The following is a 20,833-nucleotide window of genomic DNA, read 5'->3' as shown; positions in this document are numbered from 1 at the left end:
GGCTAAATCCGCACGTCACCAAAGTTCCACGGACATCCGCCACAGCATTCTTGGACAAATGCACAACAATGTCAGCATGCAAGACATCGTCGATGAGATCTCCCGGCTGCTCGGCGCGTCGGTGACGCTTGAGGACCGATCGTTCAACCTCCTGGCGTACGGCGCGCAGAGCGGGGACATCGACAGCGTCCGGCAGGAGTCGATCCTGCGCAGGCGCGCCTCCGACGAGGTGCGCGCCCACTTCGAGGCGTACGGCATCGCGACGGCGACCGGGCCGGTGCGGATCCCCGGGCTGCCCGGCGTGCTCGGCCGGGTGTGCGTGCCGCTGCGGCACGACGGGGTGACCTACGGATACCTGTGGGCGCTGGAGTCGGGAGAGCTCACCGACGAGCGGCTGGCCGCAGCCGGGCCACTGGTCGGCCGGGTGGCCGCGCTGCTGGCGGCGCAGGCCCGGGGCCGGTACGCCCCGCTGCGCCAGTTCTTCTCCGCCGACCCCGCGGCCCGCGCCGCCGCCGGGGTGGTGGCCGAGGGGCCGGTGACGGCCGTCGCGGTCCGGACTCCGGCGCAGGACGCGGGCCTGCCGCCCACCCTGCCGCGGACGCTGCCGCGCGGCGTGCTCGCCGACCCCGACGTGATCGAGCCCGGAACAGGTGGGCCCGGAACAGGGGAACTCGGGGTGGGCTTCGGGACAGGTGGGCCGGAGATCGGTGGGCCGGAGACGGGCGGGGCGGGAACGGGCGAACCGGGGGCGGCCGTGTTCGGGTCTGCCGTGCGGGGGCCGGGCGTGCCGGGGGCGGGCGTGCCGGGCACAGGCGGGGCGGTCCTCGCGATCCTCGCGCCCGCCGCGCAGGCGGCCCGGGTCGCGGGGTTGCTGCACGGCCTGTACGGCCTCGCCGCCGGGATCGGAGGCCCCCGCGACGACCCCCGCGAGGCGTGGGAGAGCTGGCGCGAGGCGCTGCTGGCCCTGCGGGTGGCCGAGCACGCCGAGCGGCACGCCCCGGTCGCCGACTGGGCCACGCTCGGCGTCTACCGGCTGCTGGTCCGGCTGTCCCCGCGCGACCTCGCCGGCCTCGCCGCCGAGTCGGCCGCCCTCACGCCCCGGATCGCGGCCAGCGTCGAGGCGTACCTCGACCACGCGGGCCACGCCGGTGAGACCGCGGCCGCGCTCGGCGTGCACCGGCAGACGCTGTACTACCGGCTCGACAAGGCGAGCCACCTCACCGGGCTCGACCTCGCCGACGGCGAGGACCGCCTGCTGCTCCACCTGTCGCTGAAGGCCGCCGCCCTCCTCGGCGGCGGCTGACCCGCCGCACCGCCGCGTCCTGCCGTCGCGCCGGTCGTTCCACGTCACGCCGCACGTCGCACCACCGGTCCCGCGCGACGCCTCCGGTTCCCGAGGCGCCTTCCGCGTCCCGGGCCGGGCCAGGGGCTCGCCGCCGGGGCGCCGGTGCCGTACGCGGCCAGGGCGTCAGCGCTGGGCGGCCCGGTAGACGCGCAGCCAGTCGACGAACAGCGTCCCGCCGCAGGCCGCCGAGCCCTCGCAGACGTTGCGCAGCGACAGGCCCATCCGCTGTGCGGGGACGCGGCCGGTGTGGTCCCAGACCCGGGCGCCGTCCAGCCAGACGCTCACCCGGTCGGGCAGCCAGTCGACGGCGACCGTGTGCCAGCCCGTGAAGTCGGCCCGCAGCGCGCCGTGGGTGCGGTCTCCGCCGTCCACGGTGACGAAGGCGTCCGCCGCCTGCCGGCCCGGGTCGCCGATCGCGGCCAGCCCGATCTCCGCGCCGCCGCCACCCGGCCGCAGCGACACCACCGGGGTGCCCGAGCCCTCCGTGGCGCGCAGGCGCACCTCCCAGCGGCCGTACTGCTGGGTGAGTCTGCCGGCCAGGCCGGTCCCGCCGGTCAGGCGCAGCGCCCCGCCGCCGATGCCGCCCGCTCCGCGCGAGCCGGTGGCCGTCCAGCCGGACGGGTCGAGCTGGTCGCCGAAGTCCTCGGTGAGAACCGGGCCGCTCCACCCGGCCGCCGTGCCGTCGCCGGAGCTCCGCCTCCCCGTGGCGGTCCCGCCCGTCCGGTCGGTGATCACTGGATCGTCGGAGGCGTCGTGCGGCTGGACGATGTCCACCTGCCGGGGGCCGGTGTGCGCCGGCTGGGCGGGGCGCATCGGGTGATCGGTCTCGTCCGAGGTCTTGCCGGTGGTCTTGCCGGTGCTCCTGGCCCCCGGCGCGGCTGTGGGCGGGGGCGTCGCCCGCTTGACGAGCGACGGGCGCGGCGCCGGACCGGTCGAGGGCGCGGGGTCGCCGAGGCCGACCGGCTCGTCCGCGATCTTCTCGGCGGCCGTCTCCGCGGCCTCGTCGCCCAGTTCGTGCACGGACCGGCCGTCGGCCTCCGCCGAAGCGCCGGAGGAGGTTCTGGAGGTGCCCTTGGAGGCACTGTCGCCCGTGGAGGCCTCGTCGCCGGGGCCGGAGGTCCGGGTGGCGCCCGCTCCGGCCGCGTTGGGCGCCGAGCCGGGAAGGTCGGGGGAGGAGGTGGGGGGCCGCGCCGCGGACTCACCACCCGCGTTGAACACCTTCGTGGAGTCCCCGCTCGAACATGCGGTGGCGGCGACGATGAGCATCGCCGCCGCCACAGCTGAACCAGGTCCATGAAGTGACATGAGCCGAGTTAACCACAGGAATTGACATTTATAACGGGATGGAACTGGTAATGCCGCTTGCCGGTCAGGCGCACGTCTTCTCGTACACGCGGAGCAGTTCCATGCTGATGCGCTCGACCGAATAGCGGGAACGGGCGCGGTCGGCCGCCGCGTACCCGATGGCCGTGCGCAGCGTGGCGTCGCCGAGCAGGCGGCGGATGCGGTGCGCGATCTCCAGCGGGCGGTCGGGCCGGGTCAGGAAGCCGGTCACGCCGTCCACCACCGAGTCGAGGTGGGCTCCGGACGCCGAGGCGATGACGGGGATGCCGCACGCCATGGCCTCCAGCGCGGCCGTGCCCGTGGGGACGGTCGGCGGCAGCGACAGCACCAGGTCGACGCTGCGCATGAGCTTGGGCATCGCCGTGTGCGGGACCATGCCGAGCATCTGCACGCGGTCCGCCAGGCCGTGCTCGCCCGCGAGGGCCCGCAGCCGCTCGATGCTCTGGTCGTCGCCGCCGGCGATCACCAGGTCGGCCTCCGGCACGGCCCGCAGCGCGTGCACCGCGTACTCCGCTCCCACGTGACCCACGTGCAGCAGGCGGGGCCGCTCGCCCCTGGGGAAGGCCGGGCCCTGACGGCGGAAGCGCTCGACGTCGATGCCGTGGGGGACGACCGAGATGTTGCGGCGGGGCACGCCCATCCGGATCAGCTCGGACTCCTCGTCGGCGCAGGCGGCGATGACCGCCCTGGCCCGGCGGCCGATCGCGCACTCCAGCCGGCGCACCGGCGCGGGGGTCCGGCTGTCGTCGTAGTGGCTGTGGAAGGTCTGGGTGACCGGCACGTCCAGGCCCTCCGAGCCCGCGATCGCGGCCAGGCCGCTCGACCACGAGTACGCGTGGATGATGTCCGGCCGGTGCTCCCGCCACCGCTGGGCCAGGCCGGCGCTGAAGTCGGGGATGTAGGGGAGGAGGTCGCTTTCGGACAGCTCCACGTCGGGTCCGGCGGGCACGTGCTCGACGCCGTCGACCTTCGTCCTCGACCGCGTGTAGACGGTCACCCGGTGGCCTCTGGCCAGCTCACGCGCGATGGCGGGCGTGTCGGGAGTAAGTTCGTGCGCGGAGACGATCGCGATATCCATGGCACACCTCAAGACAGGAAGGCGCTTGAAAAGGTGTGCCTGCGTCCTAGGCACGATCGATGTAGATGATGTTTACCTTACTCCGATTCGCGCTAAACACCTAATCGGGAAAAATCATGAGATCTCCCGTGCCCCCGCGAGGTCCGGCTCAGCGGGATCGGCGCAGCGTGAGCACGGTGATCTCGTCGACGGCGTGCGTGCCGCAGAAGCCCCGGTGGTCCTCCTCGATCGCCTTGACGACCGTGCTCGGCGGCTGGCCGGCGCAGCGGGCGAGGACCTCGGTGAGCCGATCCTCGCCGTAGTTGTCCCCGGCGGGGCTCTGCGAGCCCACCAGGCCGTCGCTGTAGAGCACCAGCGTCTCCCCGGCGGACAGCGTGAGGTCCTCGGTGGCGGGCACCGATCCCTCCTCGAAGCCCAGCGGCACGCCGCCGCCCTCGGAGAAGCGGACGCCGCCGCCCGGCTGGACCAGCGCCGCCGGGTGGTGGCCCGCGGAGGCCAGCCGCACCTTCCGGCCGCGTACGAAGCCCGCCGCGGCCATCACGAACAGGCCCGTGTTCTGTGCGACGAGCGCGTCGCTGACCTTGCGCAGCGCCTCTCCGGGGTCGTCCTCCCACACGCTCAGCACGCGCAGCCCGTTGCGGACCATCGCGGTCACCGACGCCGCCTCCTCGCCGCGCCCGGCCGCGCTGCCGACGACGAAGCCCCAGCCGTTCTTGACCGGGAAGACGTCGTAGAACTCCCCGCCGATCGCGCGCATGCCGGAGCCGGGGTGGTAGACCGCCGCGATCTCGAAGCCGGGGATGTCGGGCAGCGTCCGGGGGAGCACCCCGGTCTGCAACGTGTCGGCTGCCTGCGAGCGGCGCTGGAAGCCCCGCTGCGCCTGCATCGCCAGGCCGAGGTGCAGGCCCACCTCCTCCAGCAGGCCGAGGTCGGCCAGGCCGAACGGAGGCCGCTCGCGCAGGCGCACCAGCGTGAGCACACCGCGCACCTCCTCCTCGGTCCGGATCGGCACGCTGAGCAGGGAGCCGGCGCGCATCGCCTGCAGCACGTCGCCGCCGAGCAGCGAGTCGTCGCTCAGCATCTCGTGGACGACGCCGCTGTGCGTGGTCAGCACCTGTCCGACGACCGGCGCCGCGGCGGGCGGGGCCTCCTCGACCGTCCGCTGCAGCCGCCCGACCGGCTGGTCGCTCGGCCCGATGACGACCGACCTGACCTGCTCGCCGTCCCTGGCGACATCCGCGATCACCCAGTCGGCCGTCTCCGCGGCCAGCAGCCGCGCCGCGCGCAGCAGGGCGACCGGCTCGCGCAGGCTCTCCTCGTCGAGCAGCAGCCGGGTGAGCCGCGACAGCAGTTCGTGCCGCCGCGCCGCCGCCAGAAGGTCCGTGTCGTCGGGGACGTCCGCCTCCGCCGCCGGTTCCGGAAGCTGGACCTCCGTCGGCAGCACGACCCCGGCGAGCATCTCCTGCGGCTCGCCCGGCATCCGCAGGCGGCTCAGCACCAGCCGTACGTTGTGGGCGCGGCCCTGGTGTGCCAGACGGGTCGGGAACGAGACGCTGTCCTCGCCGTGCAGCACGGCGGCGAGACGCTGGCGGAACGCCGCGCGGGCGGCCACGTCGATGAGGAGCGGGAAGGCGCGGCCGATGAGGTAGCCGGCCGGGCTGCCGAGCAGGCGGGTGGTCTCGTTGTTGATGCGGCGCACGGTGCCGCCCGTGTCCATGATGATCACGGGGATCGGCAGTGCGCGGAACACCTGGCGCAGCAGCTTCTGCTCGCGCTGACTGCCGCCGTCCCTGCGCCTGCGGCTGCGTGCCACCTCGGCCACGGCCTTGCGCAGCAGCTCCTCCGCGGCGTCCAGCTCGCGTAGCATCGCGGCCGGGTCGGGATCCTCCCGCAGCGTGGCGATGCGGTCGGCGAGCCCGCTCAGCGCGCGCTCGAGTTCGGCGGTGTCGGGCAAGCTGCCCCCCTCTCTCGACGTAGACGCTACCGGATTCGTCCACAGTGCTCCGCGGCCTTCAAGCCGGGGTGAAGCGGACTCTATCGACTACCGGGGCGGGAACAGCGATTCGGCGCAGCGGCGGATCGGCGTCACCTGGCCGAGGCGGGACGGTTCTGCTGCTCGACCCACGAGGCGTAGGAGACGAGGACGGCACGTGGTTCGCCGTTCCGCTCCACGATGGTCGCTTCGCCGGTGTAGTGGGCGAGGTCGATGCGGCGGCCCAGGTTGTCCCGGAGTTCCCGGACGCTCATACGTTCAGCCATGGTCCCAACGGTACACTTGGAACCGTGCAGCCCAGGCATGGATTACGCCGCTTGCCGGCACCCGGCCGGCATGTCGGGCCGGCGTGGATTAACCCCGAACCTATGGGAATGGTCTTTCAACCATGGAGACAACGTCCATCCTCGCGCGTGACCTCGCGGCCCTCGGCCGTGTGACGGAAGGCACGTCCGCGGAGAGCGTCCTGCGCGGGATCACCGAAGCGGTCGCGCGGGGCGTGCCCGGCTGCGCGGGCGGCACCGCCGAGCTGTGGATGGAGGAGCGGGTGCTGCTCGCCGCCTCCCACAGCGAGCTCACCACGCTCATCGACCGCGAGCGCGACCTGCGGGAAGGCCCGTCGAGGGAGGCGCTGACGAGCGGACGCCCGGTGTCGATCCCGGACGTGATGCGCGAGTCGCGCTGGTCCCGTTACGCCGCCACCGCCGTACGGCACGGCGTTCGCTCGGTCCTCGTCGTGCCCGTCGCGGTCGACAACGCCGTCGCGATCATCGGCCTGTACGGCGTGCGTCCCGGCGTCTTCACCTCCGGGGGCTCGCTGATGGCCCTGCTGCGCGAGCAGGTGACCGTGGCGCTGGCCAACATCTGGGAGTTCGACGACGTGCTGACCGGCGCGGCGCAGATGCAGGAGGCGCTGGCCGGCCGCTCGGTGATCGACCAGGCCAAGGGGATCATCATGTCCAAGAGCGGCTGCTCGGCCGAGGAGGCGTTCGAGGAGCTCCGGCGGGTGTCCCAGCACCACCAGGTCAAGGTGGCCGACCTGGCCCGGCTCCTCGTCACCGAGCACCAGCAGAAGCACGGGGGAGCGGCGCCGGAGTGATCACCTGTCCCGACGTTCCCGCGGCCCGGCACGGGCGCTGGGCGGCGGGCCGCCGGCCCTCCGGCGCCCCGCCGGCGCGAACGGCCCAGCGGTGCGAACGGCTCGGGTGGTCCGGCGGTTCAGGCGGCGAACGCGGCCAGGGCCTCGTCGAGCGTGTCGAACAGCGGCAGCCGCTGGGACAGGCCCGTCACCCACATCACCTTGGAGTTCGGGTACTGCACGGAGACCAGCGCGAAGTTGCCGCCCGCGGTGGTGGAGCGCTGCCAGTGATGCACGATCAGGCCGAGCGCCCGGGAGTCCATGAACGTGACGCCGCCCAGGTCGAGGACCATGTCGGGGCCGTGGTCGTCGGCCGCCGCGTCCAGGAAGTCCGAGAACTGATCACGTGTGGTGGCGTCGAGAACGCCGTTCACGTGGATCACCACGATGTCTCCCGCCATGCTCGACGACAGGGACAGCAATCCGTTGTTCGACACCTCGCGCCTCCTCTGCCGCAACATTACTGGCGCGGAAGGGGTGGTGAAACTCCCGACTTTGCGGCAATATACTGAAGCAGAGGTCCAGCAGAGGGCCTCGTCTCGATACTGTAGCGAGGCGTGCCTTCTGCCTGGTCACCCCAGCCGCGTAGGCGCCCTCGCGAGAAGAAATACGAGGGGACTGCGCAGATGGCTGCCGAGGTCCGTGCAGAGACCGCCAGCAATCCGACCGCCGAGGAGCTCCTGGACGAGCTCACCCGGGACGACGTGTCCGAGGCCCGGCGGGAACGCCTCCGTGAAATGATCGTCGAAATGCACCGCCCGATGGCGAGGGACATCGCCCGGCGGTACCTCAATCGGGGCGAGCCGATGGAAGACCTCCTTCAGGCCGCGTACGTCGGCCTCATGAAGGCCATCAACGGCTTCGACCCCACCCTGGGTCACAGCTTCCGCGGGTACGCCATGGTCACCATGACGGGTGAGGTCAAGCGGCACTTCCGCGACCGCACCTGGGCCGTCCGGGTGCCCCGCCTCTACCAGGAGCGCCGCGCCGAGCTGAACCGGCACGTCGCCGACATGACCCAGGAGCTCGGCCGGTTCCCCACCGTCGCCGAACTCGCGAAGAAGATGGGTCTGTCCGAGGAGGACATGCTCCTCACCATGGACGCCTCCGCGGCGTACAGCACCCTCTCCCTGGACGCGCCGATCGGCGCGGACGACGACGCCGCCGCGCTCGGCGACGTGATCCCCGAAGAGGACGACGCGCTCGACACCCTCGTGGACAAGGAAGCGCTGAAGCCTCTCATCGACCTTCTCCCCGAACGGGAGAAGAACATCCTCCTGCTGCGGTTCTACGGCAACATGACGCAGGCCGAGATCGCGGCGGAGTTCGGCATCTCGCAGATGCACGTGTCGCGGATCCTCCGTAAGACCCTCGACCAGCTTCGGGCGGAGCTCGTCGCGGGATGAGGAGATCGCGACGATACCCGGAGCACCGCCTGTGTTCAGGCGGTGCTCCGAGGTATCTTCGTCCTGCCCACAGCCCACAGGTCCTTAGATAGCCCGAATTGGCGGCGGGAGGCGTGTACCGCGTGAAAGATGACGGCGTTCCCGCGCACGTCACCGGAGCGGCGAGGGAGCGTACCTTCTCCTTAGCCGATCTTCCTGATCTGCGGGAGTTCGCCGCCGCCGAGGCGCAGCGCCGCGGCATGCCGGAAGACGCGCTGGGCGATTTCCTCGTGGCGCTCAACGAGGTCGCCACGAACGCGGTCACACACGGGTCGACGAAGGCCCGGCTGGGACTGTGGCGTGAGGGGCCGGCCCTGGTGGTGGCGGTCCACGACGACGGCCGCGAGTGGCGTCCGCCGGCCGTGCCGGGCCACGACCCGCCGCCCGAGAACGCGACCAGCGGCATGGGCCTGTGGGTGGCCCGCCTGCTGAGCGACGACCTCCGCGTCACCGCCGGACCCGGTGGGAGCACCGTGGTGATGCGTTTCCTCCTGGAGTGAGGGTAGGGGACGGCCATGGCTGTCCCACGGATTCTGATCGTCGGCGGCGGATACGTCGGCATGTACACCGCACTGCGCCTGCAGCGCAGACTCCGCCGCGGCGAGGCGCTCGTCACCGTCGCGGACCTCGACTCCTACATGACCTACCAGCCCTTCCTGCCGGAGGCCGCGGCCGGCAACATCGAGGCCCGGCACGTCGTCGTCCCGCTCCGGCGGGTGCTGAACCGGTGCCAGATCCTCAGCGGACGGATCACCCAGGTGCGGCTGGCCGACCGCAAGGCGGAGTTCGAGCCGCACGAGGGACCCGCTCTCACCATCGCGTACGACTACCTGGTCATGGCCCCCGGGTCGATCTCACGGCTCCTGCCGGTGCCCGGCCTGGCCGACAACGGCATCGGGTTCAAGACCATCGAAGAGGCCATCGCGCTGCGCAACCACGTGCTCGGCAGGCTCGACGTGGCCGCCTCCACACCCGACCCCGAGGTTCGGCGCCGGGCGCTGACCTTCGTCTTCGTCGGCGGGGGATACGCCGGGGTGGAGGCCCTGGCGGAGCTGGAGGACATGGCCGCCGACGCCTGCAAGTACTTCGAGGGGATCAGCCGCGCGGACATGCGCTGGGTGCTCGTGGAGGCGACCGACCGGATCCTGCCCGAGGTGGGGCCGGACATGGGCAGGTGGACGGCCCAGCAGTTGCGTGAGCGGGGCATCGAGGTCCGCATGAAGACGATGCTCAAGTCGGCCGAGGGCTGCCACATCGTGCTCAGCGACGGCGAGGAGTTCGACACCGACACCCTCGTCTGGACCGCCGGCGTCAAGCCGCACCCGCTGGTGCGCGCCGGAGACCTGCCGGTCGACGAGAAGGGCCGGGTCAGGGTCGACGCCGCGATGCGCATGCACGGGACCGACTTCGCCTTCGCCGCCGGAGACTGCGCCGCCGTCCCCGACCTCACCCGGCCGGGGGAGTTCTGCCCGCCCAACGCCCAGCACGCCGTACGGCAGGCCAAGACGCTCGCCGACAACGTGCTGGCGACGCTGCGCGGGCAGCCCCGGCGGCCGTACCGGCACAAGTACGCGGGGTCGGTGGCGAGCTTGGGGCTCTACAAGGGCGTCGCGCAGATCTACGGGCGGGAGCTCCGGGGGTTCCCCGCGTGGTTCATGCACCGCACGTACCACCTGACGCGGATGCCGACCTTCAACAAGAAGACCCGGATCCTCATGGACTGGACGCTCGGGATGTTCTTCCCCAGGGAGATCGTGTCGCTGGGGGCCATCGAGGAACCGCGCAAGGAGTTCACCCTGTCGGCCCGCTCCTGAGCGTCGCCGCCTCCGAGCCGCTCACGAGCGGTGCCATGGCGGCTCCATGCCGTCGCCATACCATCGCCGAACTGGCCTTCCCTACTTTAGGGGTCGTCCCTGGTGAGCGGCTTCGGCCCCCTGGAAGGCGAGGAGTAGCCATGCCCGAGGCGAGCGACAACCCGAGCGTCGAGCCGGAGATCACCGACGAGGAGGCCCCCGAGGTCGTCGCGCACTCCGACGAGGAGTCCGAAGACGGTCCCGACTGCTACGGGATCCACATCGAGCAGGGCTAGGGAGTGTCTGACAAATGCTGCCCGTCGCGAGCGGGGATCCAGGTGGATGCATCGCAAGGCGGAGGAGGAGCCGATAACAGCGTTATCGGCGACGACGACAACGCAGCGAGGCGCCGCCTGCTCCACGCGCAGCAGGGCTTGATTTGTCAGACACGACTTAGGTGAGCCGGCGGCCGGGCCGACCGGTGCGGCCGGACATCCTCCGGACGCCCCGGCGCCCGTCACGCCGCCCGGACACGTCTCGGCCCGGTCCTCCGTGAGGGCCGGGCATCCTCGTCGTCCCCGCTTGGAGGATCCGGTGATCGAAGGGAGCAACCGCGAGGGCGAGGCGCCCCCGCGGCTGATCCGGGGCGAGCGCGGCTGGTGGCTCCTGGGCCCGGGCGGCATCGCCCGGCTCGGGGACGGGCATCTGACCCCGGCGCGCACGCTGCGCCCGGACGTCGAGCGCGGGCTCCGCGAGCAGGGGCTGTTCACCGTACGGCCCAGCCGCAGCTACTCCCTGACCGTGCTGACGGCCACCGCGTGCAACCTGGGCTGTGCCTACTGCTTCCAGAACCTGGACCAGGACGGCGGCGGCACCAAGCCGCCGCGCATCGCCTCGGTCAGGCTGACCCCCGGCGTCATCGCCGAGATCCTCACGTTCGTGGGGCGGCGGCAGGCGGAGTCGGGGCTGGACGGCCTCGTCCTCACCATCTTCGGGGGAGAGCCGCTGATGAACCCGCGAGGCTGCCGTGAGCTGCTCGAACGCGCCGCCCGCTACGGGCTGCGCCGCGCGGGCATGATCTCCAACGGAACGCTGCTGACCCCGCGGCTGGCCCGGCAGCTCGCCGACCTGGGGCTGCGGTACGTACAGGTGACCTTCGACGGCGACCGGCCCGACCACGACCGGATCCGGGTGCGCAGGACGGGCGGCGGCACGTTCGACGCCATCGTGGACGCCATGGCCGCGATGACGGAGACCACCTCGCTCAGATGCGACCTGCGGGTCAACGTCTCCGCCCGGAACGTGGCGGGAATCGACACGCTGGTCGAGCGCCTGGCCGCTGCGCTGGACCCGTCCCGGTGTTCCATCCACTTCGCCCGCGTCGGCGACGCCGGCGTCGGTTACGAGGACACGCTGGCGTACTCCGACGATCTGGCGGACCGGTTCATCCGCTGGCAGCGCCGCGCGATCGACCTCGGCTTCGCCGTACCCCGTCCCCGCGTCCGGCGGCCCTGCAAAGCGTGCTCCTACCGCGACGGCAAGTACGGCGCGGTCGTCAACCCCGACGGCGCACTGTACAGCTCCTGGACCACCGCGGGCAGGCCCGAGTGGCGGGTTGGCACGGCCCGCGACGGCTACCTGCCCCGCGAGCGGACCGACGACCGCTGGTTCACCTGCGAGGACACGTACGGGCGGGCCGACGACACGCGGGCGGCGGCGGGGTTCCGCGACCGGGTGGACGCGGCGCACCTCGACCACCTCAGCGCGACCGGCCGGCTGCGGGCATGACCGAGGGCCGTACGGGGGAGTACCCCACGGCTCCCCGGGAGGACCGGACCGAGGTGTTCCACGGTCACGTGGTGGTGGACCCGTACCGCTGGCTGGAGGACTCGGGCGACGAGCGGACCCGCGCGTGGGTCGCGGCCCAGGACGCGCTGTTCGACGCCGAGCGGGCCGCGTGGCCGCACCTGGAGAAGTGGCAGGTGGCGCTGGCCCGCCTGCACGCGTTCCCGTTGTCGTCGGTGCCCCGCCCCCGCGGTGACCGCGTCTTCTTCACCCACCGGGAGCCCGGCGCGGAACACCCGGTGCTGCTGGTCGCCGAACACGGCGCCGTACGGCCCCTGGTGGACCCGCTCGCCCTGGACCCCGGCGGGCGCACGGTGCTGGAGGCGTGGCATCCCTCCGTCGAGGGCGACCTGCTCGCCTTCCAGGTGTCCGCCGCCGGCATGGAGGACTGCGTGCTCCGGGTGATCGACGTCGCCACCGGCGCCGTGGTCGACGGCCCCGTCGACCGGGTGCGGCGGACCCCGGTCGCGTGGCTGCCGGGCGGCCGGGCCTACTACTACGTGCGCCGGCTGCATCCCCGCCTGAATCCGGGGGAGGAGCGCTACCACCGGCGCGTCTTTCTGCACCGGGTGGGCGCCGACCCGGACGACGACGTGCTCGTCTTCGGCGAGGGCCGGGAGAAGACGAGCTTCCACACCGTCGCCCTCACCTCGGACGGCCGCTGGCTGAGCGTCTCGTCGACCGTCGGCACCCGTCCCGCGACCGATCTGTGGCTGGCCGACCTGACAGACGTGGACGGCTTGGACGGCGCACTCGACCGGCCCCGGCTGCGCGCCGTGCGGACGGGGAGCCCGGCCCGCAGCAGGCTCCGCATCGGCCCGGGCACGGCGCCCGGCGACCCGATCTGGCTGCGTACGGATCTGGACGCCCCCCGGGGACGGATCGTGGTGACCACCCCCGCCGGCACCGTAACCGGCACCGTCGGAGACACCGCCGGCGCCGAGACCGGCGCGGAACGGTGGCGCACGCTCATCCCGGAGCGGCCGGACGCGGTGCTGGAGGACTTCGCGCCGCTGCGCGGCCCGGCGCTGCCGCGTCCGCTGGCGCTGGTCTCCTGGACCCGTCACGCCGTGTCCGAGATCACCCTGCACGACCTCGCCGACGGCCGGGAACTGGCCGAGGTGCCGTTGCCGGGCAGGGGCACCCTCGGCCGGTTCGGCATGCGGCCCGAGGGCGGGCACGAGGTGTGGTTCGGCTACCACGACCACGTCACGCCGCCGACGGTGCTGCGCTACGACGCCCGGACGGGGACGCTGGAGGTCTGGCCGTGCCCGGCGGCGCCCACCATGGCCTCTCCGTCGCGGGCACCCGTCCTGTCTGGTGCGCCGGGTGTCTCCCCGGCGTCCGTCCCGGGTTCTCCCGCGGCTTGTCGCGGGGCCCCTCTCCCGTCGCCGGAGCCGGGTTCGGTGACGACCACGCAGGTCGCGTTCCCGTCCCGGGACGGCGTCATGGTGCGGATGTTCGTCCTCTCGCCGCACGGCGTGCCGGACCGCAGGCGCCCGGCGATCCTCACCGGGTACGGCGGTTTCGGCACCTCCATGACCCCCGCCTACACGCCGCAGGCGCTGGCCTGGGTCCGGGCCGGCGGGGTCTACGCGATCGCGTGCCTGCGCGGCGGGGGAGAGGAGGGCGAGGAGTGGCACCGCGCCGGGACGGGCGTACGCAAGCAGAACGTCTTCGACGACTTCGACGCCGCCACCGACCTGATGATCGGGCAGGGCTGGACCGCCCCCGACCGCCTCGGCGTCCTGGGGGAGTCCAACGGGGGCCTGCTCGCCGCCGCGGCGCTCACCCAGCATCCATACAAGTACGCCGCGGTCGTCTGCGTCGCGCCGCTGCTGGACATGCTCGCCAACGAGCGGCTGGGCATGGGCCCGAGCTGGCGGGCGGAGTACGGCACCGTGCGCGACCCCGCGGAGTTCCGCGCGCTGCTGGCCTACTCGCCCTACCACCGGGTGCGCGAGGGCCTGCCGTACCCGCCGGTGCTGTTCGCCGTCGCCGACGGCGACACCCGGGTGGACCCGGGCCACTCGCGCAAGATGTGCGCGCTGCTGCAGCACGCGTCGGCCGGTCCGGGCCCCGTGCTGCACCGGCTGGACCGGGGCGTCGGTCACGGCGCCAGGTCGGTGTCGGCGAAGCTCGGGCTGCTCGCCGACGTCATCGCCTTCCTCGCGCGGCACTGCGGCCTCGACCCGGTGGGCCTGCCGTGAACGTCCTCCTCTGCCCGTTCAGCGACGCCGGCTACCTCTACCCCGCCCTCGCGGTCGGCCGGCGGCTCCGCCGGCGCGGGCACGCCGTCTTCCCCCTCGTCCGGCCCGGTGCGGCCGGCGTCGTGGGCGAGGCGGGCTTCGCCGCGCTGGACGCGCACGAGTACGGCGGAGCCCGCGCCTTCTCGGTCGCCTGGTGGGGCGAGACCGGCGCCGCCCAGTATCGGGCCGTGGTCCGCGCCGCCCGCGAGGTCCGGGCCGACGCGCTGGTCACCTCGATCCTGTGCCACGGCGCGCTCCTCGCCGCCGAGGCGCTCGACCTGCCGGTGGTGGTGCTGGGCTTCGCGGCCCACCTGTGGACGTACGGCCGGGGTGGCGAGGGGGAGCGGCACGGGCGCGCCGCCATGCGGGAGCAGCGGCTGCTGGAGCTGCTGCGCCGATACGAGCTCGCGCGGGAGCGGGCCGGGCTGCCGCCCCGCCGGGACCGGCGGCGGGACCTCCCGCTGATCGGTTCGGGCCTGCTGCTCCGCGGCGACCCGGCGCTGGAGCATCCGGGGGCGGAGCTGCCCGAGGGCGTGCGCCACGTGGGGCCGTGCCCGTGGGAGCCCGCCGCCGACCCGGCCGCGCTGCACCGGCTGACCGCGCGGGTGCGCCGGATCGGCAAACCCGTCGTGTACGTGCATCTCGGCCGGGTGTTCGGCGGGGAGAGCATGTGGCCCCGGCTGAACACGACGTTCACCGGCGGCCCGTTCCAGGCGGTGGTCGAGCGGGGCCGTTCCGGCGAGCCGCGGCCCGCCCCGGAAGCGGACGTCGTCGTGGTGCGCGAACCCTGGATGGGCCCCCTGATAGAGCTGTCGGACCTGGTGCTGACGAACGGCACCTCGTCTCCGGTCCTCGCCGCGCTCATGCGGGAAAAGCCCCTGGCGGTCGCGCCGATCGGCTCGGAGCAGCCGCTGCTGTCCGAGGCGTGCGTACGGGCCGGGGTGGCGGTCGGGTTTCCCCCGGGCCCGGGACCGGCGGGCGACGGCGTCGCGGCGCTCGGCACCGCGTACGCGGGCGGGCTGGGCGAGCGCGTGCGGGCGCTCGGCGCGCGCCTGAACTCATCAGGAGGCGCCGCGGCCGCCGCCGACGCGGTGGTCGCCGCCGCCGCCTCGTCGGAGCGGGCGGTCGCGCCCAATGCCGCGCATACCGGTGCCGCGCATACCGGCGCCGCGCATACCGGCGCCGCGCATACCGGCGCGGTCCCAACCGGCGTCGCGTCCACCATGCCGGTACCTGTCCGGGGCGGCGCGTGGACTCCCGCCCTCGATTCTCCCGTCGATGTCGGCACCGGCAGAGGTGGCCCATGAGCGAACCCCCGCCCCTGCGGCGCAACCTGCGGTTCCAGTTCCTGTGGCTGGGCTCGGTGACGTCGGAGCTGGGCTCCTCGCTGACCGGGCTCGCCCTGCCGCTGTTGATCCTGGCCGTCACCGGCTCCGCCGCGCTGGCCGGGCTCACCGCCGCCTGCCGCATCGCCGCCGGGATCCTCGTCTCGCTCCCCGCGGGGGTGTGGGTGGACCGGTGGGACAGGCGCCGGATCCTGCTCTGCAGCGAGGGGGTGCGGGCGGTGGCTCTGGCCACCCTCGCGGTGGCGGTCCTCGCCGACCGGGTGACGATGGGGCACCTGATCGCCGTGGCCATGACCAACGGGGCCGCGGACGCGTTCTTCCGGCCCGCCCGCGACGCGGCGATCCGGGCGGTCGTCCCCGCGAGCCGGCTCATGTCGGCGTACGCGCAGGACGAGGCGCGCGGCCACGCGACGGTCCTCGCGGGGCCGCCGCTCGGCGGGCTCCTGTTCGGCCTGGGCCGGGTCGTCCCCTTCGCCGTGGACGCGGTCACCTACGTGGTCTCCATGGTGTGCGTGCTGCTGGCCGGGGTCCCGCGACGGCCCGGGAACGTCGAGAGCTCCGGCAGGACCCGGATGCGGGCGGACATCGCGGAGGCGGGCCGCTGGCTGTGGAGTCGTCCCGCGCTGCGGGCGGGGCTGATCTTCTCCCTGGTCTCCAACCTCGCCGCCAACGCGCTGCTGCTACCGGTGGTCGTGCTGGTCGGCTCCCGCGGGGGTGACCCCGCGGTGACCGGGATGGTTCTCGCGGGCCTGGGGCTGGGCGGTCTGCTCGGCGCCGCCCTGTCGGCGAAGATCGGCGCCCTGCTGCCGCCCGGCAAGCTGATGCTGGTGGTGGTCGGCGTGTTCGCGCTCGCCGTCTGCGCGACCACCCTCCCGTTCGGCGCCTACTGGCCGGCGGTCCCGCTCATCCTGGCGATGATCGCGGCTCCGGCGCTCAACGTGGTTCTGCGCGTACTCGTGGCGACGCTCGTCCCGGACGCGATGATGGGCCGGCTGACCTCGCTCCTCCGGGTGGCGACCATGGGCCTCGCCCCGCTCGGGCCGTTGCTGGGCGGTGTCCTGGCGGACCGGGCCGGCGGCGTCGGCGCGCTGCTCGCCATCGGCGGCGCGCTCGTGGTGTGCTGCGCCCTGGCCGCGACGAGTGCCACGCTGCGCGGGCTCGAAGGCGCCCCGGAGGCGGCCGTGCCGGTCGAGGCGCCCGTGCCCGCCGAGCCCGCCGTGCCTGACCGCGAACCGGTGGCCGAGCGGTGATGTGAGGCGCGGAGCGCGCCGGGACCGGTCACCCCACTTCGGCGGCGGTGGCGTCGTCACCGGCCAGGGCGCCGGCGAACTGCGCGGAGTACAGCCGGTGGTAGGCGCCCCGGGCGGCGAGCAGCTCGTCGTGGGTGCCGTGCTCGACGATGCTCCCCGCCTCCATCACCAGGATGAGGTCGGCGTCGCGGATGGTGGACAGCCGGTGGGCGATGACGAAACTCGTCCTGTCGCTGCGCAGCGCGGCCATCGCGTGCTGCACCAGCACCTCGGTGCGGGTGTCGACCGAGCTGGTGGCCTCGTCCAGGATGAGCAGGGACGGGTTGGCGAGGAAGGCGCGGGCGATGGTGATCAGCTGCTTCTCACCGGCGCTGACGTTGCCGCCCTCCTCGTCGATCACGGTGTCGTACCCGTCGGGCAGGGTGCGGACGAACCGGTCGACGTACGTCGCCCGCGCGGCCGCCTGGATCTCCTCGTCGGTGGCTCGGGGGTCGCCGTAGGCGATGTTGTCGCGGATCGTCCCGCCGAACAGCCAGGTGTCCTGAAGCACCATGCCGATCTGGGCGCGCAGGTCGTGGCGGCGCATCGCGGTGATGTCGGCGCCGTCGAGGGTGATGCGGCCCGCGTCCAGCTCGTAGAAGCGCATGATCAGGTTGACCAGCGTGGTCTTCCCCGCGCCGGTCGGGCCGACGATCGCGATCGTGTGCCCGGGTTCGGCCACCAGCGAGAGATCCTCGATGAGGGGCTGCTCGGGGTCGTACCTGAAGGACACGTGCTCGAACTCGACGCGTCCCCGCCGGGTGCCGGGCAGCACCGGGGCGGCGGGGTCGGGCTCCTGCTCCTCGGCGTCCAGCAGCTCGAAGACCCGCTCGGCGGAGGCCACCCCCGACTGCAGCAGGTTGGCCATCGAGGCGACCTGGGTCAGCGGCTGGGTGAACTGCCGGGAGTACTGGATGAAGGCCTGGACGTCGCCGAGGCTCATGGACCCGCCGGCGACCCGCACGGCGCCGACGACCGCGATGGCGACGTAGTTCAGGTTCCCGATGAACATCATCGTCGGCATGATGATCCCGGAGATGAACTGGGCGCCGAAGCTCGCCTTGTACAGGGCCTCGTTCCGCTCCCGGAACACCTCCTCGACCTCCGGGCCCCGCCCGAAGACCCGCACCAGCTCGTGACCGGTGAACGCCTCCTCGATGTGGGCGTTCATCGTGCCGGTGTGCGCCCACTGGGCGACGAACTGCTTCTGCGAGCGCTTGGCGATCTGCGCAGTGACGATCATCGTGACCGGGATCGTCACGAGGGCGATCACCGCGAGCAGCGGTGAGATGAGGAACATCATGACCACCACGCCGACCACGGTGAGCAGCGAGGTCAGCAACTGGCTCAGCGTCTGCTGCAGGGTCTGGGACACGTTGTCGATGTCGTTGGTGACCCGGCTGAGCAGCTCGCCGCGCGGCTGACCGTCGAAGAACCTCAGCGGAAGCCGGTGCAGTTTGTCCTCGACGTCGGCCCGGAGGCGGAACACCGTGCGCTGCGTCACGTCGTTCAGCAGCCGGCCCTGCAGCCACATGAACAGCGACGCCGCCACGTAGAGCCCCAGGACCCACGTGAGGACCGTGGCGAGCGCGCCGAAGTCGATGCCGTGACCGGGCACCACGTCCATCCCCGCGAGCATGTCGGCGAAGTCGCCGTGGCCCGAGGCGCGCAGCGCCCGCACGGTCTGCTCCTTGGTCGCCCCCGCGGGCAGCCGGGCGCCGATCACCCCGCTGAAGATCACATCCGTCGCGCGGCCGAGCAGCTTCGGGCCGATGACGGAGAACGCCACGCTGACCACCGCGAGGCCGATGACGGCCAGGATCCTCGGCCGTTCCGGGTTCAGCCGCCGCAGCAGCCGCCGGGCGGAGGGGCCGAAGTCGAGCGACTTCTCCGCCGGCATCTGACCGCCGCCGAAGGGCCCGAAACCGCCGCCTCCCATCGGTCGCGGTCGTACGGGTGCTGTGGGCCGGTCGCTCATGCCGCACTCCCCGCGGTGAGTTGGGACTCGACGATCTCGACGTACGTCGGGCAGGAGCCGAGCAGCTCGTCATGGGTGCCCACACCGGCGACGACGCCGTCGTCCAGGACGACGATCTCGTCGGCGTCGGCGATGGTGGAGACCCGCTGGGCGACGATCACCACCGCCGCGCCGGCCGTGTACGGGCGGAGCGCGGCGCGCAGCCGGGCGTCGGTGGTGAGGTCGAGAGCCGAGAACGAGTCGTCGAACAGGTAGATCTCGGGTTTGGCGACCAGCGCGCGGGCGATGGACAGGCGCTGCCGCTGCCCGCCGGACACGTTCGTGCCACCCTGGGAGATCGGCGCCTGCAGGCCCTCGGGCATCGCCTCGACGAAGTCGCGGGCCTGGGCGACCTCCAGAGCCTCCCACAGCTCCTCGTCGGTGGCGTCCGGCTTGCCGTAGCGCAGGTTGCTCGCGACCGTGCCGGTGAACAGGTACGGCTTCTGCGGCACCAGGCCGATGCGCGTCCAGAGCATCCGCGGGTCGAGGTCGCGCACGTCGGCGCCGTCGATCAGCACGGCGCCGGAGGTCACGTCGAACAGCCGGGGCACCAGGGAGACCAGGGTCGTCTTCCCCGATCCGGTGCTGCCGACGACGGCGGTGGTCCGTCCCGCCGTCACCCGGAAGGAGACACCGGACAACACCGGTGCCGCCGCGCCCGGATAACGGAACTCGACATCACGCAACTCCAGCTCGGCCCGGCGGTCCACGTGCCGTACGGGCCGCTCGGGCGGGCGCACCGACGACTCGGTGTCCAGCACCTCGGTGACGCGCTCCGCGCAGACCGCGGCCCGCGGGATCATGATCGAGATGAAGGTGGCCATCATCATCGACATGAGGATCTGCATCAGGTACATCAGGAATGCGGTGAGGGCGCCCACCTGCATCTCGCCGCTGTCCACCCGGGCGGCGCCGAACCACAGCACCGCGACGCTGGAGGCGTTGAGTATCAGCATCACGGTGGGGAAGATGAGCGCGGTCAGCCGCCCGACACGCAGCGCCGTCCCCGTCAACGCGTCGTTCGCCTCGGCGAAGCGGCGGGTCTCCTCACGCTCCCGGACGAAGGCGCGCACCACGCGGATGCCGGAAAGCTGCTCACGGAGCACCTGGTTGACCGTGTCGATCCGGGTCTGCATGGCGCGGAACTGCGGGACCATGCGGAAGACGATGGAACCGATCGAGACCAGCAGCACCGGGACGCAGATCAGCATGAGCCACGACAGCCCGACGTCCTGACGCAGGGCCATGATGATGCCGCCGACCCCCATGATGGGCGCGGCGACCAGCATCGTGCAGGTCATCACCACGAGCATCTGGATCTGCTGCACGTCGTTGGTGTTACGGGTGATCAGCGAGGGGGCGCCGAACTGGGAGACCTCCCGGGCGGAGAAGCCGCTCACGCGGTGGAAGACCGCCGATCGGACGTCCCGGCCGAACCCGGCCGCCACCCGGGCGCCGTAGTAGACCGCCGCGATCGAGCAGGCGATCTGCACGAGGGACACGGTCAGCATCCAGCCGCCGGTGGCCAGGATGTAACCGGTGTCGCCGGTGGCCACCCCGTGGTCGATGATGTCGGCGTTCAGGCTCGGCAGGTAGAGGGAGGCGATGGTGCCGACGAGCTGGAACAGCACGACCGCGGTGAGTGCGGGCGAGTAGGGCCGCAGGTATGCGCGGAGCAGCCGGTTCAGCACGGCTGTGGTCCAGGCGGGAGGGCGCGGCGCAGGATGGGCGAGATCACCCGCAACACGGTATATGAGCAGCTGGTTCGCTCACGCCTGGTTTTCCGGCAGGGGCGGAAAGGGCCATCGCTCGTCTGCCGCGAAGAAGGCGGGGCCGTCCGGGCGCTGCCGGACGGGGCGCTGCCGAGGTCCGGGCCGGCCGTCACCGACCGGGTTTCCGGCGGGTCTCGCGGGAGTGTCTCCCGCGAGACCCGCCGAGTCCTTCACAGAGG

The 20,833-nt window shown here is 72.8% G+C and carries 17 protein-coding genes; 10 read left to right on the top strand and 7 right to left on the bottom strand.

Annotation, left to right across the window (positions count from 1 at the left end; all coding sequences use genetic code 11):
- Positions 1–76: 76 nt before the first annotated feature.
- Positions 77–1,303 carry a PucR family transcriptional regulator gene (locus HHX40_RS36115; protein WP_182878962.1) on the top strand — a complete coding sequence of 409 codons (1,227 nt, stop codon included), beginning with the start codon at positions 77–79 and terminating at the stop codon, positions 1,301–1,303.
- Positions 1,304–1,468: 165 nt separating this feature from the next.
- Here HHX40_RS36115 and HHX40_RS00075 read toward each other — a convergent pair whose 3' ends face one another.
- From HHX40_RS00075 to HHX40_RS00060, 4 genes are all read right to left on the bottom strand, one after another.
- Positions 1,469–2,611 carry a glycoside hydrolase family 16 protein gene (locus HHX40_RS00075; protein WP_182878961.1) on the bottom strand — a complete coding sequence of 381 codons (1,143 nt, stop codon included), beginning with the start codon at positions 2,609–2,611 and terminating at the stop codon, positions 1,469–1,471.
- 103 nt (positions 2,612–2,714) lie between these two features.
- Positions 2,715–3,767 carry a glycosyltransferase gene (locus tag HHX40_RS00070; RefSeq protein WP_182878960.1) on the bottom strand — a complete coding sequence of 351 codons (1,053 nt, stop codon included), beginning with the start codon at positions 3,765–3,767 and terminating at the stop codon, positions 2,715–2,717.
- Positions 3,768–3,915: 148 nt separating this feature from the next.
- A complete protein-coding gene (locus tag HHX40_RS00065; RefSeq protein ID WP_259402977.1) occupies positions 3,916–5,721 on the bottom strand; it encodes a SpoIIE family protein phosphatase in 1,806 nt (601 codons plus the stop codon).
- Between the two features lie 131 nt (positions 5,722–5,852).
- On the bottom strand, positions 5,853–6,026 hold the full coding sequence (locus HHX40_RS00060; protein ID WP_165900861.1) for a type II toxin-antitoxin system Phd/YefM family antitoxin: 174 nt from the start codon (positions 6,024–6,026) through the stop codon (positions 5,853–5,855).
- A 122-nt stretch (positions 6,027–6,148) separates the two neighbouring features.
- Between HHX40_RS00060 and HHX40_RS00055 the strand changes: the two genes are divergently transcribed.
- Positions 6,149–6,859 carry a GAF and ANTAR domain-containing protein gene (locus tag HHX40_RS00055; RefSeq protein ID WP_117409374.1) on the top strand — a complete coding sequence of 237 codons (711 nt, stop codon included), beginning with the start codon at positions 6,149–6,151 and terminating at the stop codon, positions 6,857–6,859.
- Between the two features lie 119 nt (positions 6,860–6,978).
- On the opposite strand, the gene HHX40_RS00050 is transcribed toward HHX40_RS00055, so the two are convergent.
- Positions 6,979–7,335: an STAS domain-containing protein gene (locus HHX40_RS00050; RefSeq protein ID WP_310737877.1), complete on the bottom strand. Its 357-nt coding sequence runs from the start codon at positions 7,333–7,335 to the stop codon at positions 6,979–6,981.
- A 189-nt stretch (positions 7,336–7,524) separates the two neighbouring features.
- Between HHX40_RS00050 and HHX40_RS00045 the strand changes: the two genes are divergently transcribed.
- From HHX40_RS00045 to HHX40_RS00015, 8 genes are all read left to right on the top strand, one after another.
- The gene (locus HHX40_RS00045; RefSeq protein WP_117409372.1) at positions 7,525–8,304 is read left to right on the top strand and encodes a SigB/SigF/SigG family RNA polymerase sigma factor; all 780 of its coding nucleotides are present in this window, start codon (positions 7,525–7,527) and stop codon (positions 8,302–8,304) included.
- 122 nt (positions 8,305–8,426) lie between these two features.
- A complete protein-coding gene (locus tag HHX40_RS00040) occupies positions 8,427–8,843 on the top strand; it encodes an ATP-binding protein (protein ID WP_225311330.1) in 417 nt (138 codons plus the stop codon).
- A 15-nt stretch (positions 8,844–8,858) separates the two neighbouring features.
- Positions 8,859–10,157 (top strand): NAD(P)/FAD-dependent oxidoreductase, encoded by a 1,299-nt coding sequence (locus HHX40_RS00035; RefSeq protein ID WP_182878959.1) that lies wholly within the window; start codon positions 8,859–8,861, stop codon positions 10,155–10,157.
- A 140-nt stretch (positions 10,158–10,297) separates the two neighbouring features.
- On the top strand, positions 10,298–10,432 hold the full coding sequence (locus HHX40_RS36110) for a hypothetical protein (RefSeq protein ID WP_259403188.1): 135 nt from the start codon (positions 10,298–10,300) through the stop codon (positions 10,430–10,432).
- Between the two features lie 298 nt (positions 10,433–10,730).
- Positions 10,731–11,924, top strand: a complete 1,194-nt coding sequence (locus tag HHX40_RS00030; RefSeq protein WP_220498513.1) for a radical SAM protein — start codon at positions 10,731–10,733, stop codon at positions 11,922–11,924.
- Positions 11,921–14,191: a prolyl oligopeptidase family serine peptidase gene (locus HHX40_RS00025; RefSeq protein WP_182878958.1), complete on the top strand. Its 2,271-nt coding sequence runs from the start codon at positions 11,921–11,923 to the stop codon at positions 14,189–14,191. Before HHX40_RS00030 ends, HHX40_RS00025 begins: the two co-directional genes overlap by 4 nt.
- Positions 14,188–15,537 (top strand): glycosyltransferase, encoded by a 1,350-nt coding sequence (locus HHX40_RS00020; protein ID WP_182878957.1) that lies wholly within the window; start codon positions 14,188–14,190, stop codon positions 15,535–15,537. Before HHX40_RS00025 ends, HHX40_RS00020 begins: the two co-directional genes overlap by 4 nt.
- On the top strand, positions 15,534–16,826 hold the full coding sequence (locus tag HHX40_RS00015; RefSeq protein WP_182878956.1) for an MFS transporter: 1,293 nt from the start codon (positions 15,534–15,536) through the stop codon (positions 16,824–16,826). The genes HHX40_RS00020 and HHX40_RS00015 overlap by 4 nt, the downstream gene beginning before the upstream one ends.
- Positions 16,827–16,854: 28 nt before the next feature.
- Here HHX40_RS00015 and HHX40_RS00010 read toward each other — a convergent pair whose 3' ends face one another.
- Together HHX40_RS00010 and HHX40_RS00005 are read right to left on the bottom strand one after the other, a co-directional pair.
- Complete coding sequence (locus HHX40_RS00010) at positions 16,855–18,843, bottom strand: ABC transporter ATP-binding protein (RefSeq protein WP_182878955.1); 1,989 nt, start codon at positions 18,841–18,843, stop codon at positions 16,855–16,857.
- Entirely contained in the window at positions 18,840–20,573 is a 1,734-nt protein-coding gene (locus HHX40_RS00005) for an ABC transporter ATP-binding protein (protein WP_182878954.1), read from the bottom strand. Before HHX40_RS00005 ends, HHX40_RS00010 begins: the two co-directional genes overlap by 4 nt.
- Positions 20,574–20,833 lie beyond the last annotated feature (260 nt).

This window comes from Microbispora sp. H10949 (genome assembly GCF_014161435.1).
In the GTDB taxonomy this organism is placed as follows: domain Bacteria; phylum Actinomycetota; class Actinomycetes; order Streptosporangiales; family Streptosporangiaceae; genus Microbispora; species Microbispora triticiradicis.
Note: the sequence above shows the minus strand (reverse complement) of the source record. Positions and strands in the feature narration are given on the sequence as shown.